Here is a 17,041-nt window from a genome sequence, read left to right as displayed (position 1 = left end):
CCAGAGGAGGAATTATAGTATGACGGATCATCATTCAAGCGAACGAACTCTTAACATTGAAAGCAGATTGGCACAGATCGGTTCTATCAATGAACCGACAACCGGAGCGATTAATTTTCCTATTTATCAATCGACCGCATTCCGTCATCCCGCTCTTGGTAAAAGTACAGGCTTTGATTATATTCGTACAACCAATCCAACTCGCGCTGTACTTGAACAAGCCGCAGCAGCATTAGAATCAGCAGATGCAGGATTTGCCTGTAGTTCCGGTATGGCTGCTTTGCAAACGATCTTTGCGCTGTTCGGTCAGGGAGATCATCTGGTCGTATCGCTTGATCTGTATGGCGGCACATATCGTCTTTTGGAACGTATTTTATCCAAATTTGGAGTGACTGCTTCTTATGTAGATACCAATGATCTAGAAGCATTAGAAAAAATAGTTCAACCCAATACCAAAGCTGTATTTATCGAGACGCCAACCAATCCTTTAATGATGGTAACTGATATTCAAGCTGTTGCTACATGGGCGAAAAGTCATCAATTGCTGACGATCGTTGATAACACGCTGTTGACTCCTTTTTTCCAGCGTCCGATTGAACTGGGAGCAGATATTGTCATTCATAGCGCTACCAAATATCTAGGTGGACATAATGATGTGTTAGCAGGATTGATTATGACCAAAGGGGAAGAGTTATCTGCTGAAATGGCTTTTCTACACAACTCAATCGGAGCTGTGTTGTCCCCAACCGATTCGTATCAATTAATGCGTGGAATGAAAACATTAGCATTGCGGATGGAGCGTCATGAATACAATGCAACAGCAATGGCTAAACATTTAGTAGATCATCCACAAATTGCTGAAGTGTTTTATCCAGCATTACCAGATCATCCGGGCTATGATGTCCAGAACCGCCAATCTAGCGGAAATACAGGTATCTTTTCGTTTAAAGTGAAAGATGCACGTTATATTGAACCGATTTTGCGTAGTATTCAATTGATTGCTTTTGCTGAAAGTTTAGGCGGAGTCGAATCGTTAATGACATATCCAACAGTACAAACACATGCTGATATTCCAACGGAGATTCGCGAAGCGATAGGTGTTGATGATCGTCTTTTACGCTTTTCTGTAGGGATTGAGCATATTGATGATCTGATCGCCGATCTAGATCAAGCACTGGAAGTTGCGCGTATTGAAGTAGAAGGAGTGTGATCGAGTATGGCATATTCTTCAGATCATTCATCTTCTCGCAAAATCGATACTAAACTAATTCATTTTGGGGCTGCTTTTGATAAAGCAACAGGCGCATCGAGTGTACCGATCTATCAGGCGTCTACTTTCCACCAAGAAGATATCTCTAATCCGCCACTTCATGATTATAGTCGTTCAGGTAATCCAACTCGTCAAGCATTGGAAGATTATATTGCTTTGCTAGAAGGAGGAGCCAAAGGATATGCTTTTGCTTCAGGAATGGCAGCGATCTCGACTGCATTTCTGATTCTATCTGCTGGTGATCATGTGATTGTGACTGAAGATGTATATGGTGGAACGTATCGCTTTTTGACTACGGTATTGAATCGAATGAATATTGAGATTAGCTTTGTAGATATGACCGATCTGGATCAAGTGAAACATGCACTTCGTCCGAATACAAGAGCGGTCTATATGGAGACTCCTTCGAACCCTACATTGAAAATTACAGATATCGGCGCTGTAACGGCTTGGGCGAAAGAACATCATCTGCTGACCATGGTAGACAATACTTTTATGACCCCTTATTATCAGCGTCCGATTGAAATGGGTGTCGATATTGTTCTGCATAGTGCTACCAAGTTCTTAGGTGGACACAGTGATGTGCTTGCAGGACTTGCGGTTGCCCGCACACCTGAGATTGGAGTTCAACTGAAGCATTTACAAAATGGACTGGGAACAGTACTTGGCCCTCAAGATTGTTGGTTATTGATTCGTGGCATGAAGACACTTGCCGCAAGAATGAATCATTCTGAAAAAAGTACAGCCAAGCTAGCACAATGGTTGAATGAGCGTGATGATATTGAAGCTGTCTATTATCCGGGATTAGAAAGTCATCCAGGAGCAACTATTCATGCTTCTCAATCTTCAGGAGCAGGTTCTGTGCTTTCATTTGATGTAGGTTCAGGCGAGCGTGCCAAAAAAGTACTTGATAACGTTCAAATTCCTTTAGTCGCTGTGAGTTTAGGAGCTGTTGAAAGTATTTTATCGTATCCAGCAACAATGTCTCATGCTGCTATGGGTGAAGGAGTACGCAAAGAACGTGGAATAACGGATGGGCTATTGCGCTTCTCTGTAGGCTTGGAAGATATTGACGATCTGATTGCTGATCTGGAGCAAGCTTTGCAAGAGTAACAAATACAAACCAAAAAGAAATAGACCGCCTGTAACAAGGAACCGGTCTATTTCAACAAATTAGATCTACCTGAACTGCCGACTGCTCTTAAAGCAGACTGTTACCAAGCAGGAAAGATGTTAGCGCATCTTTTCTGCTTTTTTTATAGCCTACATTTTAGAATCAACAAAGATCTGATGTATAATATCATGTTGTATATAGTCATTCTATATCATACTCTAAAATGAAAATAAATTATTTTCAAACTCTAAAATCGCTAAATCCCCTTATTTAATCAGCATTTATTATATATCATATGTATAATTATTCTTAAAAAATATCACCTTCCTGTCACACGACACGACTATTTTTCATTTGTGAAATATGGTACGATAAATGTGTTGTCATTATTTCAATTTTTAGATATGCATTTTGTGCCTAAATGGGTTATATATAGGACAATGCTCAAATTCACCTTCAGACACCAGTAAGATGTCTGAATAGGATAAGGGAGGCTGCAATATGAGCGCGGTAAACCGTATCTTGGAAAAAGCCGAACGGGGCGAACGCTTAGATTTAGAAGAAACTATTATGCTATATGAGTCCGATGAGATCGAGAAAATGGGGCATGTAGCCAATCAATTAATGTTACGCAAAAATCCAGATCCGATTACAACTTTTGTAATTGGGCGTAATGTTAACTATACGAATGTCTGCGACGTTTTTTGTCGTTTCTGTGCTTTCTATCGTAGCCCGAATTCGAAAGAGGGTTATGTATTATCGGATGAAGTGATTTTGCAGAAAATTCAGGAAACCGAAGATGTGAACGGAACTGAAATTTTGATGCAAGGTGGAGTGAATCCAAATCTTCCTTTCGAATACTATATCGATCTATTGAAAAAGATTAAAAAGAACTTCCCTAACATTACGATGCACTCTTTCTCACCTGCTGAGATTATGAAAATGAAAGAAATCTCAGGCATGTCGCTCGAAGAGACTGTACGTGCAATTCATGAAGCTGGACTTGATTCATTGCCAGGTGGCGGTGGAGAAATTCTGGATGATCGTACTCGTCGTAAAATCAGCCGTTTGAAAGGTTCATGGCGTGATTGGATGGACGTTATGCAGACCGCTCACAAAATTGGGATGAACACAACAGCTACGATGGTTATTGGATTCGGAGAATCTATGGAAGAACGTGCACTTCATTTATTACGTGTACGTGAAGCACAAGATGAATGTATCCGTAATGGTTATGATTCTGAAGGCTTCCTTGCTTTTATTTCGTGGACATTCCAACCGGATAACACCAATATGAAAGCTGAAAAGCAAACTCCAGAACAATATCTTAAAAATGTAGCGATTAGTCGTATTGTGCTCGATAATATCAAGCATTTCCAATCTTCATGGGTAACGATGGGACCTGAAGTGGGTAAAATGTCACTTCATTATGGATGTGATGACTTCGGTAGTACGATGATGGAAGAAAATGTAGTCTCTGCGGCGGGTACCACGCATAAAGTGAATATTGAGCAAACATTGCAGATTATTCGTGAAGCTGGCAAAATTCCGGCTCAACGTGATACGAAGTACAATATCCTTAAAGTGTTTAATGATGAAAGTCAAAAAGTCGCGCATGACTTTATTATGCAGAACTAATCAACAGATATAAATAAAAAAGCTCAACGATCCTTATTAAAGAGATCGCTGAGCTTTTTTTGTATTTCATTTAACTATATAAAAGATATTATTGTAATACTGAAGTTATATTATTGTGGAATACCCACTGCTAATTCATCAACCACTTCTTGTACCGTTTGGATTTGCTTGATTGATGTAATCCCAGTCCCCAAGGTAATAATACCACCTTCACCAATACCATCAAGCATCCCTATACGTATAGCACTCGAACCACCAGAAGCACTGGCAATTTCTTCACGAGAGGCGCCTTGCTTGTCCATTTCGACTAATTTCTCAACAAGTGGGGTAGATAAGGAACGATAATATGCTGGCAAAGTACGATAAAGTAATAAATCAGATGCAGATGAATCTACGATCTTTTGCTTTACAGATTGTGCTGCCGGATTTTCAATCGTAGGAATAAAGCGACTTCCCAAAAAGACACCTTCCGCACCTAAAGCAAAAGCACTGGCTACGCCACGAGCATCACCAATTCCACCCGCAGATACCACCGGAATATCCAGCACATCGACAATCATAGGAGTCATAGCAAATGTACCAATAACACTGGTTGGTAAAGTACCACCTTCATCAAATCCTGTTACAACATAGACATCCACACCCATATCTTGAGCAGATTTGGCATCTTCAAAAGTTGGGGTTAAAGGGCGGTAAACAATTTTAATGTTGGCTTCTTTTAATGGATTTAGAATCTTTTCAGATAATGTTCCTTCAACACCATTGAGAAGAACCACTTTGACATCTTCTTCAATAATAATTTCCAAAATAGGCCAAGTGTATTTCAAGTCTCCATCTACAATCACTGTGGTACCAAACGGCTTATCGGTTAGTTCTTTTGTTTTACGAATCTCACGGCGCATCCGTTCTGCCGTTTCTTTTGGAGAAGTGGTTATGGTTGTCTGACCTGCATTAGGACCAAGAATCCCCAACCCGCCTGCATTACTTACAGCAGCTACAAATTCAGCATTTGTAATCCAGCTCATCGGTCCTTGTATAATAGGTTTCTCAATTCCAAGAATATTAGCTACACGATTGCTCATTTTATTCATCCTTCCACTCAAGTGATTCACTATAATAGTTAGCCTATTAATGATTTAGTCGTATGTAGACTAATAAGAAGCTGTAAAATCATCATATATTTGAATGTTTTGTTTGAGAAGAAGGCAATTTTAATGAACATAGTACATATTTTTGTACTTTTAGATCGTTAGCGAGATGTTTTGAGAAAAATAGAAATACAGGATGCTTAGAGAACTTTCATATATTAAAAAGAAACAACGATGTATGATAGATAGACTTTAGAATCTACTCTATATCTTCATGTTCAAAATCATATGCACGTTCTACTTTACATACTTTAACCGAGTACGATTGATACCATTTTGCTTTTCCTTGATCTTGAGCGATTTGATGAACAGGGTTACTTTTCCACTGACGAATATCTTCTAGCGTTTTCCAATAAGAAATAGTCACACCTGCACCTGAAGATTCACGATAGCTTTCAATTCCTAAGAATCCAGCTTGGTCTTGACCTAGTGACTCCATTTGATCAGCCATTTGCCCATATCCTTGATCTCCTATAGTACGTTGACTGGTAAAAATCACAGCATAATAAGGTAACTCCACATTGCTTAATAATGCACTCATATCCAAATCTCCTTCGCTCATGATCTTGTATTGATTATACATAGCGTATTAACATAAATATAATGAATGTTTATAATAATAAGTATGAAAAAAATTCAAGTATAAGGTGATCAAATCATGAATCTTCATAAATATCAGATTTTTAATACTGTTGTAGCATTGGGTAGTTTAACGAAAACAGCGCAGACGCTTAATCTTACTCAGTCTGCGGTAAGTCATGCCATCTCAAGCTTAGAAAGTGAACTGGGATTAACGTTGTTGATCCGTAATCGGTCAGGAATTCGTTTGACGGATAGTGGAGAACGGATATTAAAAAAGATCAAAGAACTTTTGCAAATTAATGATCAGTTATTAGTAGAAGTCGATGCGATCAAAGGATTAGAGACAGGCACAGTGACTCTGGGTACCTTTTCAAGTGTATCTATTCAATGGTTGCCTCAGATCATGCAACAGTTTCAAGAACAATATCCTGCTATTGATATTCAATTATTGGATGGTAATTATGATGAGATCGAGAATTGGATTATAGATGGACAGGCTGATTTGGGATTTGTCCATTTGCCTGTTGCTTCAACGCTTCAATCGATAACATTGTATCAAGATCAGATGTTATGCCTGTTATCTGCTCATCATCCTTTAGAAGCGTATGATCATATTGAACTTGAGCAACTTGTACAAGAGCCTTTTATTATGCCGATTGCAGGATGCGATACAGATGTGCAGACGATTTGGAAACAAGCCCATTTACAACCTTCTATCAAATACCGTCTAGAAGATGATCATGCTATTATGGCGATGGTCAAGCATGGTCTGGGTGTTAGCATTTTACCGAAAATGATGTTGGATTCGGTGTATACGCATGACTTATGCCTAAGACCACTAGCAGGAGAGCATTATCGAACAATCGGTATAGCGGCAACTTCTTTTACCAATTTGTCTCCGGCGGCTCAGAAGTTTAGCGAATGTATTCAATCAGCGATCCAGATCAAAGCTATTAGGTAGATAATAGGGTTGGCATGCAATTAGTGTTATAATATATAAGCACGTTTTGAAGCAGCTATATAATAGAACATCAGTGAAGGAGCTCTTAAAGCTATGAAATTAATGTTTATTTCTGATATACATGGATCGTTACACTGGTTAAGACGCGTACTCGAAAAAGCTGAGGTTGAACAACCAGATCAGTTGATTTTTTTAGGTGATTATATGTATCACGGCCCTCGTAATCCATTGCCAGAAGAGTATAATCCATCTGAAGTTGCCAATACATTAAATTTATATAAAAATAAAATTATCGGTGTGAGAGGGAATTGCGATTCTGAAGTGGATCAAATGTTGCTTGAATTCCCGATGATGGCAGACTATATCATGTTGTATCATGAAGGAATGCGGATCTATGTGACCCATGGTCATGGATACAGTATTGATAATCTACCTTTGTTACAACCAGGGGATGTATTTATTCAAGGGCATACTCATGTGCCTGTAGCAGATCTGCAAAATCATATTTATGTGCTCAATCCAGGTTCAGTTGCTTTGCCCAAAGAAGACTACCCTAATTCATATGCTATTCTTGAGCATGGTACATTTACAGTCAAAGACTTTGAGGACAATATGATCAAATCAATCTCATTCTCTTGACGCTTGACCGATACACTTTTATAATGATGAAGCAATGTATGATCTAAATTCAAAAAGCATCGATAAAGATATGAGTTATAGTGATCGTCCTGTACAGAGAGAAGGAAAGTAGTATGCTGTAATTCCTTCCTGTGACAGCTATAATCTTACCCCTTTAGAGCTATAAAGTTGAATCCGAATCTATGGTTCATTTCGGTATTATATTTTATCGGATCATCCCCGTTATCAGATGTCGAATGAAGGGTCTGTATCAAGAAAATTATTCTGATAGCAGATCGAATCAGGGTGGAACCACGGGTACATATACACAGCACTCGTCCCTTGCGGGATGGGTGCTTTTTGCTGTTTTTAATTGTAAATATTACGAATAAAGACAGTTAATACATGTGCATGCAGATTGATCAATAGATCTATACTTTCAAGGAGGAAATAACATGGCGATTCAAATTAGCTTACCGGACGGTTCTGTTCGTGAGTATGAAGCAGGTAGTACTATTGGCGATGTAGCCAATTCCATCAGTAAAAGTTTATTTAAAAGTGCAGTAGCAGGTAAATTGGACGGTATCGTTGTTGACTTAAATACACCGTTACATGACAAAGCATTAGTAGAGATCGTGACTCCAGATAGCGCAGAAGGCGTAGAAGTGATTCGTCACAGTACAGCGCATTTATTGGCACAAGCGGTGAAGCGTTTATTTGGGCAAAATGAAGTGAAATTAGGCATTGGTCCTGTGATTGAAGATGGATTCTATTATGATATGGACTTGGAACATCCTTTGAATCCAGAAGATCTACAAAAAATCGAAAAAGAAATGGAACGTATCGTTTCTGAAAATCTTCCAATTACACGTCGTGAAGTCAGTCGTGAAGAAGCACTTAACATTTTCCGTGAACTTGAAGATCCGTACAAAATTGAGTTGATCGAAGCATTGCCTGAAGACAGTGTAATTACAATTTATGATCAAGGTGAATTTTTCGATCTATGTCGTGGACCACACGTACCATCAACTTCTAAATTAAAAGTATTTAAATTGCTAAGTGTAGCAGGTGCTTACTGGCGTGGAGATAGCAAAAACAAAATGTTACAACGTATCTACGGAACAGCATTTAATAAAAAGCCAGAACTAGAACAACATCTTCATTTCTTAGAAGAAGCCAAAAAACGGGATCACCGCAAATTGGGTAAAGAACTGCAAGTATTTACATTTTCTCCGCTTGTAGGTCAAGGTCTACCGATCTGGTTGCCTAATGGAGCGAAATTGCGTCGTACACTAGAGCGTTATATCGTTGATTTGGAAGAAAAATTGGGTTATAGCCATGTGTACACACCAGTACTGGGTAATGTAGATTTGTACAAAACTTCCGGTCACTGGGAGCATTATCAAGAAGATATGTTCCCGAAAATGGTATTGGATAATGAAGAATTGGTTCTTCGTCCGATGAACTGTCCGCATCATATGATGGTGTATAAGAGTGATCTACGTAGTTACCGTGATCTACCGATTCGTATTGCTGAATTGGGTATGCAACATCGCTATGAAATGTCAGGCGCATTAACAGGTCTACATCGTGTACGTGCGATGACACTAAATGATGCTCACTTATTTGTTCGTCCTGATCAGATCAAGCAAGAATTTGCACGTGTGATTGAATTGATTATGGAAGTATACAAAGACTTTGGCATTACTGATTACCGTTTCCGTCTATCTTATCGTGATCCTGCGGATACAGAGAAATATTTCCCTAACGATGAAATGTGGGAAAATTCGCAACGTATGCTACGTGAAGTTGTAGAAGGTCTAGATATGCCTTTCTATGAAGCAGAAGGCGAAGCTGCATTTTATGGTCCCAAATTAGATGTACAGATTCGTACAGCATTGGGTAAAGAAGAAACATTGTCGACTGTACAATTAGACTTCTTGTTGCCAGAGCGTTTTGAACTTGAATATATCGGAGAAGATGGATTAAAACATCGCCCAGTTGTTATTCACCGTGGTATTTTGGGTACAATGGAGCGTTTTACAGCTTTCTTGTTAGAAAACTTTGTCGGTGCATTGCCATTATGGTTGGCTCCTGTACAAGCTAAAGTGATTCCAGTATCCGGTGCATTTGAAGAATATGCACGCAAAGTGGAAGAGAATCTTCGTCGTAGTGGCGTAACTGTAGAATCCGATCTACGTAACGAGAAATTAGGTTACAAGATTCGTGAAGCACAACTTGAAAAAATACCGTACATGTTCGTTGTCGGCGAGAACGAAATGAATGCAGATTCTGTCTCTGTTCGTAAACGTGGCGAAGGCGATATCGGTATGATGTCCGCAGAAGAAACAATCAAGATGTTACGTGATCAAATCGCAGATCGTACTATTTTTTAAATAAATTATCAATTGCTATTCTGTTATCATTCATAACCTGTTACACTAGCCCTAATTCAGTGATTATTCACTAGTTAGGGTTTTTCTCCGCCTATAGACGGAGATGAAGTTCATTCTGATGCCACTATTGTTCTATTCCAATTATGAGTACACTACATATATAGAAGTAGAGAAAGCGAGGAATGATAATGAATAGACATTTATTCCGCAAAACATTCTGGGGTATAGGCTTAATCGGAATTGGCGTCGTATTTATGTTAAATCGAATGAATTTGATCGATTGGGGCATCGGCGATGTGATTTCATTACTATGGCCGTTGATCTTATTAGAAATAGGATTAAACGAATTATTATTCAAATGTAAACGTGATATCGGCGGCTGGATTATGACCGTCTTAGGTATTTACTTTTTAAGCAGAAATATCGGTTGGATCGATTACTCGTTAATAGATGCGGTCAAAATGATGATGCCTATGATTCTGGTATTAGGCGGATTGTATTTGATCTTTAATCGACATCAACCGAAGAAGAAATCGTCTAAACAGCCATCACCTGATGAACTATATGATGTGCCACCGCCACCACCGCCAGCGTCTCCTTTAGATGATTGGTTTGAACAAGAAATGGAACGTAAAGGCAAAAAAGTTCCTACAACAGATCATAAAGAATTTGTAGAACATGTCCCTTTTCAATCTCCATCACAGCGTTCTCCTTATGAGATGCCACAACAACCTTTTCAGACAAAAGTAAATTTAAATAAAGAAGATATACGTTCTTGTCGAAAAAATAAAGATGCACACCGTGAACAATGGAAACAGCATCGTCATGAATGGAAAAAACATCATCGTAGAAAATGTGGTTACGATTACGATCATGGCTCTGATCCTTCGGTAGAAAACAAGTCAGGATTTATCGGTGATGTGCATATTGGTAAAGATTATTTTGAACTTAAACCGATGAATATTTCTCATTTTATTGGTGATACCATGTTAGACTTAACCAAAGCACAGATTGCATATGGAGTGACTCGTATCGAAATTTCTGCTTTTATCGGTGATGTTAAAGTCTATATTCCAAGTGGAATCGAAGTAGGCATCAAAGCACAAGGCAATTCGTTTATTGGCGATATGAATATTCTTGGACGTGAGCGTGAAGGTATGATGAGTCATATGGATGGTGCAACGATAGAATATGAAGAAGCAGGCAAACAAATAGAACTTGTCGTTAATGCTTTTATCGGTGATATTCAGATTAGTCGGGTGGGTTAATGGATGAGGACAAAGTGGTTTAAAAATATCAAATGGGAATTAATCGGCTTTTTTACAACAGGTGGATTGCTGACCGTTATTATTATTTTTCTAGCCATCAGACAAGGGTACATTGTACTTAGTGTGCCCTACGTCTGGTATTATTATATTGCAGGGATTATTTTGATTTGTATGGCAGCAGGTTATGTAGCCGGGCAACGCGTTCAGCGTCGAATTGATTATGTACATTTGAAAATGGCTCAAGTCGGCAAAGGAAATTTCAGTGTACGGATGGACCCTACAGAAGATGAATCCTTTAACCGAGTGCATGAACAATTCAATACAATGATGAGTACGGTAGAACGGAAAATGCGTATTTTGCAACAATTAGGTGAAAAAGAAGTGATGGAACGGGCGATCGAAACCGAGCGAGCCGTATTGGAAGAAAGACGACGCATGGCTCGTGATCTACATGATTCGGTGAGTCAGCAATTATTTGCGATTCATATGTCAGCTTCATCTTTACCAAAAATGTTAGAAAAGAACGAACAACAAGCCAAGCTTGTAATGGATCAGGTGATTCAAATGTCACAGCTTGCTCAGAAGCAGATGAGAGCACTAATTACACAGCTTCGACCGCTAGAACTTGAAGGGCGCTCATTAGCAGAAGCCTTAGAATTCTGGTTTCCCGATTATTGTCGCCATAATGGGCTTAAAGGAATACAAGATATTGAATTAACAGGGCAACTGACGGAAGCAAAAGAACGTCAGCTTTTTCTTATTGTACAGGAAGCGCTTGCTAATATTATCAAACATGCAGATGCTACGATTGTAAGTCTATCGTTACAAGAAGATCGTCATCATGTTGCTCTACATATTAGCGATGATGGCAAAGGGTTCAACAGCTCTATGCATAAGCAAGGTTCTTATGGATTAACGATTATGTCAGAACGGGCTGAGAAATTAGGTGGACAAGCTGAAGTGATCAGTCGACCAGGGGCAGGTACGACAATACGTATCCATATTCCCAAATTTGATATCCATGAAGAAGAGGAGAATCATAATGGAGAAAATAAAAATTCTATTAGCGGATGATCATGATATGGTACGGATGGGTCTCAAAACATATCTGATGTTAGAAGATCAATTTCATATTATTGCAGAGGCGGCTAATGGTAGAGAGGTACTTGATCTGCTGGAAAAAAGTACAGTTAGCGAGATGCCTGATCTGATTTTGATGGATATGATGATGCCTGTTATGAATGGAGTAGAAGCCACCAGATTGGTATTGCAGAATTATCCACAGATGAAGATTGTGATCTTAACTAGCTTTTTAGAAGATGAGTTAGTTGTAGAAGCGATTGAAGCAGGTGCAGTTAGTTATATTTTGAAAACTGTATCGGCAGAAGAGTTGATCTATGCGCTACAAGGAGCAAGCCGTGGTATGCCTGTGATGACCGGTGATATTTCTCAAGCCCTCACTAGAGGAATCCGTCAACGCAGCACTGTACAAAATGAAGCTTCTCAATTGACTGTTCGTGAACGTGAAGTGTTAATGTTGATTGCTGAAGGAATGAGTAATAAAGAAATCGCTGAAGAATTACATATAAGTATCAAAACCGTCAAAACGCATGTCAGTAATCTATTGATGAAATGCGAATTAGACGATCGTACACAACTGGCTATCTATGCTCATCGTAAAGGTTGGGTTAGTCAGCATTAACTTCACACACATACAATATGAAGCCAATTCCCTATGATCATGATATATTAACTTACTCATCTAGGATTTATTTTCTTTTTAATTGTTTTTAAGGTGAGATTAAGGTTAATAAGCGAATATAAGGATGTAGCAAATAACACATCCGGTTATTTTAATATCATGGGAACCTTGGGAGGTTGACTTCAATGGACGAAAAGAACAAAAATGATTTGAATAATGGCTTCAATCCTGATGGCCAAAACAATGATACAGCAAACGGCAATACCAATGACTCAAATGAAACAAATAATGCTTCATCTGAACAATCATCACATTATTATTCGTATGGTCCTTTTCAATCGTTGAATAAAGATAAGGACGCTGAAGATGTTCGTCAAGAACCTGTACAGGAAGCACGCAAAGTGGAAATGACTCCACCGCAACCTGTTCGTCCAGTTTATCCACCGAACTCGGCTCAACCACCACGTACAGACCATATTGATTATTTGAATGGCAATCATTCAGATGATAATAATGGCAATCGCAAGCCTAATCAATTTCAATATAACAAACCTAAGACTTCTGCCAAAACAGTAGTTGCTTCTATATTGGCAGGGATGTTGATTATGACAGCAGGTATGTTTGGAGCAGATCGTGCTAATTTGTTCACTCCAGAATCGGAATCAACAACGACAACTAATGTTGCTCCTGCTTCAGCAGTGACAACCGATAATTCGGTGACTCAAGCAGCATTGCCTGCGGGATCAGCAGATGTAGCTGAAGTAGCGAAAAGCGCAAGTCCAGCTGTTGTCAAAATCGAGACTTTATCCAAAGCAGGCTCGAATAGCGGCGGAACCAATCCTTATAATGATCCAGCCTATCGTTTCTTCTTCGGTGATCAAGGCGGAGGAGGAAGTGAAGGCGGTAGCAACGGTGGAGAAGGTAGTGGTGGATCGGGCGGTTCATCAGGTTCTCTAACTCCACTAGGTATTGGATCTGGCTTTATTTTCGATAAATCTGGATACATCCTAACTAATGCTCATGTGGTTGGAGAAGCTGACGTGATTCAAGTTACGCTTGAAAACAACAAAACACCATATGAAGCTAAATTGATGGGTAAAAGTACAGATCTTGACCTTGCTGTACTCAAAATCGAACCAAAATCTGGAGAAACATTCCCTTCTGTAACGCTAGGTAACTCTGACAACGTATCTGTCGGAAGCTGGTTAGTTGCGATTGGTAACCCTCAAGGATTTGACCATACTGTAACAGCAGGTGTACTGAGTGCGAAAGAACGTACAATTACAGCATCTGATGCTTCGAATGGACAATCTACAGATTATACTCATTTGTTACAAACCGATGCTTCGATTAACCCTGGTAACTCGGGTGGTCCGCTTCTGAATATGAATGGACAAGTAATTGGTATGAATACAGCAGTAAGTGAAGATGCTCAAGGTATTGGATTTGCTATCCCTTCCAATGTGATCTTAAATGTAGTGGATCAATTGAAAAAAGGTGAAAAAATCCCTACCACTCCAGTTCCATTTATCGGTGCTTCTCTGATGTCATTAACATCTGAAGTATCCAAACAGTTGGGTATTGATACGACTGAAGGTTCTGTAGTAACTGAAGTATTGTACAGATCTCCTGCTTATCAAGCGGATCTTCGTTCATATGATGTAATTACAGGAATCAATGGAACTAAATATACGAATAGTCAGGACTTAGTAGCAGCTATCCAAAAACTAAAAGTGGGCGATTCTGCAACACTAAACGTTATTCGTAATGGTAAAACGATGGATCTTAAAGTAACGATCGGTAATCGTAATGACTTTGATACGACTTCTCCTGGTGCAGGTGGCGGCGGTACAGGTCAATAATCAGGTATGACTTTGTAAATAGGTATTAACTTCATCTTGAACTATGATGGATTCCAAAAGATCATATGTTATACAGAAAGGCGGAAAGGGCATACCTTTCCGCCTTTCTTATGACTGTATCGACAAATAAGTATTCATTGTTACAATAGAAGAAATAACGATAATCATGTTAGATCAAAAAGACATAGTAAAGGGGTAAGACCGATGAGAGCAACTATTTTAATTATTGATGACGATGAAAAAATTATTTCTATGTTACGTCGCGGATTAGCTTTTGAAGGATATGAAGTGTTGACCGCTTCTAATGGAGCAGAAGGTTTAAAACAAATGTTAGAAAATGATCCGGCTTTGATGGTATTGGATGTCATGATGCCACAAGTCGATGGATTTGAAGTGTGTCGTCGTGTACGAGAAGCAGGCAGTTCTGTGCCTATTTTGATGTTGACAGCGAAAGACGAAGTAGAAAATCGTGTCAAAGGGCTAGATGCTGGCGCAGACGATTATTTGGTTAAACCATTTGCATTAGAAGAAATGTTAGCACGGGTAAGAGCATTGTTACGACGCAAACCTGAATCAGAAGCTTCTACGAGCACACGTCTTGCTTTTGAAGATTTAACGATTGATCCAGATGCTCGTGAAGTGACTCGAGATGGAAAACGTCTAGAATTAACGGCTAAAGAATTTGAATTACTTCATTTATTTATGCAAAATCCAAAACGTGTGCTGTCCAGAGATTTGATTATGGATAAAATTTGGGGTTATGACTATAGCGGAGAATCAAACGTGCTAGAAGTTTATATTGCTATGCTTCGTCAGAAAACAGAAGAGCATGGTGGCATACGTCTGATTCAGACGATTCGTGGTGCCGGCTATATTTTACGAAATAACAGCTAGAGAATGAGGGAGCTGACAGTATGTCAATACGCTTAAGGCTGACGGTATGGTACTCGGGGATACTGGCAGTGACTTTAATGCTTTTTAGTATAGCGATTTATGGATTTGTGTATTTCAATACGTATCAAGATTTACAGAATCGTCTGGTGGATCAAATTAGCAAAACACAGATTATAGTGAGCGAAGTAAATAATGAGCAGATTGATGTGTTTTTATCACCGAAAGATCATGACCGTTTGGCAGACGCTGGCTTTCGGGTAAAGCTCAAAAATTACACCAATGGAATTAACAACAATATCAACGGTACTTTTTTGCAAGCTCCTGCTTCTAACAAAATACCTAACGAATTAAAGCAAATTCAATATAATGATCGTACCTACTTAGTCGCTTATGGTGGTATACCGTATGAAATCGATAATCAAACAAAAATGGTGGGCGTTTTAATGGTCGCGGCAGATATGACCGATGCTCGTCAGTTATTTGATGATCTGCGAGTGACGTTGATTGTAGGATCATTAGCGACATTGTTTATTGCGTTTACGTTAGGTCTATTTCTAGCGCGCAAATCGATGGCTCCGATTGAAAAGGTTATTGATGCGGCGAGTCAGATTCAAAAAGGAAAAGATTTAAGTGTACGGATCGATTATGATGGACCTCATGATGAGATTGGTCAATTGATTAGTACGGTAAATGGAATGTTAGGCAGAACCGAAGTATTTTATAAAGACTTGGCAGAAGCTTATGCTGCTCAGCGCCGGTTTGTATCTGATGCGTCCCATGAGCTACGTACTCCATTAACTACGATTCGTGGTAATGTTGATTTGTTGCAAAAAGCATGGAATAAAAAGCCTCATGAAGCTCCTCATTTAGATGAAGAAAGTCTAAAGCAATTGTCGATGGAGTCGATTAACGATATTGCAGATGAATCCAAACGGATGAGTCGTCTTGTAAATGATATGCTTTCGTTAGCTCGGGCTGATGCTGGGCAGACGATCGTGATGGAGAGCTTGCCTGCTGGCGCTCTTTTGGATGATGTGATGAGACGTGCACAGTTTATTCCTCACAAAGCAACATGGCAACCAGCGAACACTGTGGCTTTAGACGACTATCATATTTATGGCAACAAAGATTATTTGCAACAAATGTTGTTTATTTTTATTGAGAATGCTTTTAAATACACCAAAGAGGGTACAGTATCTCTAGATACCGTGTTGTATCAGAATCAGATCGGGATTCGAATCAGCGATACCGGAATCGGTATGGATCAAGAAGAAGTGCCTCATATTTTTGAACGATTCTATCGAGCAGATGAATCGCGTGGAGTAACGCCGGGAACAGGATTGGGCTTATCTATAGCCAAATGGATTATTGATGAGCATGCGGGTTCTGTAGAAGTGGTCACCGCCAAAGGCAAAGGAACAACCTTTGTAATCTGGCTTCCACTGGCAGCTGTACCAGCCCAAAATAAAGCTGAACCTGTATTTGATGCAGAGCCTGAGACCGAGATTCCTGATCCCCCAAAACCAGAATAGACAACAGGTAGCAAACAATAGTAGCTTTTTGTGACTGTGTTTGCTACTTTCCTTTC

The 17,041-nt window shown here is 39.3% G+C and carries 14 protein-coding genes; 12 read left to right on the top strand and 2 right to left on the bottom strand.

Annotated elements, in window-relative coordinates; all coding sequences use genetic code 11:
* Positions 1-19: 19 nt before the first annotated feature.
* The 3 genes from RCP16_RS12445 to mqnC all read left to right on the top strand — a co-directional run bounded on the left by RCP16_RS12445 (position 20) and on the right by mqnC (position 4,022).
* Positions 20-1,210: an aminotransferase class I/II-fold pyridoxal phosphate-dependent enzyme gene (locus RCP16_RS12445; RefSeq protein WP_069326893.1), complete on the top strand. Its 1,191-nt coding sequence runs from the start codon at positions 20-22 to the stop codon at positions 1,208-1,210.
* Between the two features lie 6 nt (positions 1,211-1,216).
* Positions 1,217-2,383: an aminotransferase class I/II-fold pyridoxal phosphate-dependent enzyme gene (locus RCP16_RS12440; protein WP_308640424.1), complete on the top strand. Its 1,167-nt coding sequence runs from the start codon at positions 1,217-1,219 to the stop codon at positions 2,381-2,383.
* A 502-nt stretch (positions 2,384-2,885) separates the two neighbouring features.
* On the top strand, positions 2,886-4,022 hold the full coding sequence (mqnC, locus tag RCP16_RS12435) for a cyclic dehypoxanthinyl futalosine synthase (protein WP_273593541.1): 1,137 nt from the start codon (positions 2,886-2,888) through the stop codon (positions 4,020-4,022).
* A gap of 110 nt (positions 4,023-4,132) precedes the next feature.
* Here the strand turns inward: mqnC and RCP16_RS12430 are convergent, their stop codons facing one another.
* A complete protein-coding gene (locus RCP16_RS12430; RefSeq protein ID WP_308640423.1) occupies positions 4,133-5,104 on the bottom strand; it encodes an NAD(P)H-dependent flavin oxidoreductase in 972 nt (323 codons plus the stop codon).
* 265 nt (positions 5,105-5,369) lie between these two features.
* The gene (locus RCP16_RS12425) at positions 5,370-5,711 is read right to left on the bottom strand and encodes an antibiotic biosynthesis monooxygenase family protein (protein WP_308640422.1); all 342 of its coding nucleotides are present in this window, start codon (positions 5,709-5,711) and stop codon (positions 5,370-5,372) included.
* 117 nt (positions 5,712-5,828) lie between these two features.
* Between RCP16_RS12425 and RCP16_RS12420 the strand changes: the two genes are divergently transcribed.
* From RCP16_RS12420 to RCP16_RS12380, 9 genes are all read left to right on the top strand, one after another.
* Positions 5,829-6,713: a LysR family transcriptional regulator gene (locus tag RCP16_RS12420; protein ID WP_308640421.1), complete on the top strand. Its 885-nt coding sequence runs from the start codon at positions 5,829-5,831 to the stop codon at positions 6,711-6,713.
* 93 nt (positions 6,714-6,806) lie between these two features.
* The gene (gene yfcE / locus RCP16_RS12415) at positions 6,807-7,352 is read left to right on the top strand and encodes a phosphodiesterase (protein WP_069326899.1); all 546 of its coding nucleotides are present in this window, start codon (positions 6,807-6,809) and stop codon (positions 7,350-7,352) included.
* A gap of 434 nt (positions 7,353-7,786) precedes the next feature.
* Positions 7,787-9,727, top strand: a complete 1,941-nt coding sequence (gene thrS, locus RCP16_RS12410; protein ID WP_308640420.1) for a threonine--tRNA ligase — start codon at positions 7,787-7,789, stop codon at positions 9,725-9,727.
* A gap of 188 nt (positions 9,728-9,915) precedes the next feature.
* Positions 9,916-10,995: a cell wall-active antibiotics response protein LiaF gene (gene liaF / locus RCP16_RS12405; protein ID WP_308640419.1), complete on the top strand. Its 1,080-nt coding sequence runs from the start codon at positions 9,916-9,918 to the stop codon at positions 10,993-10,995.
* A 3-nt stretch (positions 10,996-10,998) separates the two neighbouring features.
* Positions 10,999-12,069 carry a sensor histidine kinase gene (locus RCP16_RS12400; protein ID WP_069326902.1) on the top strand — a complete coding sequence of 357 codons (1,071 nt, stop codon included), beginning with the start codon at positions 10,999-11,001 and terminating at the stop codon, positions 12,067-12,069.
* A complete protein-coding gene (locus tag RCP16_RS12395; RefSeq protein WP_069326903.1) occupies positions 12,038-12,697 on the top strand; it encodes a response regulator in 660 nt (219 codons plus the stop codon). The genes RCP16_RS12400 and RCP16_RS12395 overlap by 32 nt, the downstream gene beginning before the upstream one ends.
* 185 nt (positions 12,698-12,882) lie before the next feature.
* Complete coding sequence (locus RCP16_RS12390) at positions 12,883-14,559, top strand: S1C family serine protease (protein ID WP_069326904.1); 1,677 nt, start codon at positions 12,883-12,885, stop codon at positions 14,557-14,559.
* A 204-nt stretch (positions 14,560-14,763) separates the two neighbouring features.
* The gene (locus RCP16_RS12385; protein ID WP_069326905.1) at positions 14,764-15,453 is read left to right on the top strand and encodes a response regulator transcription factor; all 690 of its coding nucleotides are present in this window, start codon (positions 14,764-14,766) and stop codon (positions 15,451-15,453) included.
* Between the two features lie 20 nt (positions 15,454-15,473).
* Positions 15,474-16,985 carry a sensor histidine kinase gene (locus tag RCP16_RS12380; protein WP_175425143.1) on the top strand — a complete coding sequence of 504 codons (1,512 nt, stop codon included), beginning with the start codon at positions 15,474-15,476 and terminating at the stop codon, positions 16,983-16,985.
* Positions 16,986-17,041: the final 56 nt, after the last annotated feature.

This window comes from Paenibacillus nuruki, assembly GCF_963311185.1.
Classification (GTDB): Bacteria; Bacillota; Bacilli; order Paenibacillales; family Paenibacillaceae; genus Saccharibacillus; species Saccharibacillus nuruki.
The sequence above is the reverse complement of the archived record's forward strand: the minus strand, read 5'-3'. Positions and strand labels throughout refer to the sequence as shown.

Excerpts from the sequence above, each read along its gene's own strand:
- RCP16_RS12425 (WP_308640422.1), bottom strand. The coding sequence starts at position 5,711 with ATGAGTGCATTATTAAGCAATGTGGAGTTACCTTATTATGCTGTGATT.
- RCP16_RS12445 (WP_069326893.1), top strand. The coding sequence starts at position 20 with ATGACGGATCATCATTCAAGCGAACGAACTCTTAACATTGAAAGCAGA.
- thrS (WP_308640420.1), top strand. The coding sequence starts at position 7,787 with ATGGCGATTCAAATTAGCTTACCGGACGGTTCTGTTCGTGAGTATGAA.
- mqnC (WP_273593541.1), top strand. The coding sequence starts at position 2,886 with ATGAGCGCGGTAAACCGTATCTTGGAAAAAGCCGAACGGGGCGAACGC.
- RCP16_RS12440 (WP_308640424.1), top strand. The coding sequence starts at position 1,217 with ATGGCATATTCTTCAGATCATTCATCTTCTCGCAAAATCGATACTAAA.
- RCP16_RS12395 (WP_069326903.1), top strand. The coding sequence starts at position 12,038 with ATGGAGAAAATAAAAATTCTATTAGCGGATGATCATGATATGGTACGG.
- RCP16_RS12430 (WP_308640423.1), bottom strand. The coding sequence starts at position 5,104 with ATGAGCAATCGTGTAGCTAATATTCTTGGAATTGAGAAACCTATTATA.
- RCP16_RS12400 (WP_069326902.1), top strand. The coding sequence starts at position 10,999 with ATGAGGACAAAGTGGTTTAAAAATATCAAATGGGAATTAATCGGCTTT.
- liaF (WP_308640419.1), top strand. The coding sequence starts at position 9,916 with ATGAATAGACATTTATTCCGCAAAACATTCTGGGGTATAGGCTTAATC.
- RCP16_RS12420 (WP_308640421.1), top strand. The coding sequence starts at position 5,829 with ATGAATCTTCATAAATATCAGATTTTTAATACTGTTGTAGCATTGGGT.
- RCP16_RS12385 (WP_069326905.1), top strand. The coding sequence starts at position 14,764 with ATGAGAGCAACTATTTTAATTATTGATGACGATGAAAAAATTATTTCT.
- yfcE (WP_069326899.1), top strand. The coding sequence starts at position 6,807 with ATGAAATTAATGTTTATTTCTGATATACATGGATCGTTACACTGGTTA.
- RCP16_RS12380 (WP_175425143.1), top strand. The coding sequence starts at position 15,474 with ATGTCAATACGCTTAAGGCTGACGGTATGGTACTCGGGGATACTGGCA.
- RCP16_RS12390 (WP_069326904.1), top strand. The coding sequence starts at position 12,883 with ATGGACGAAAAGAACAAAAATGATTTGAATAATGGCTTCAATCCTGAT.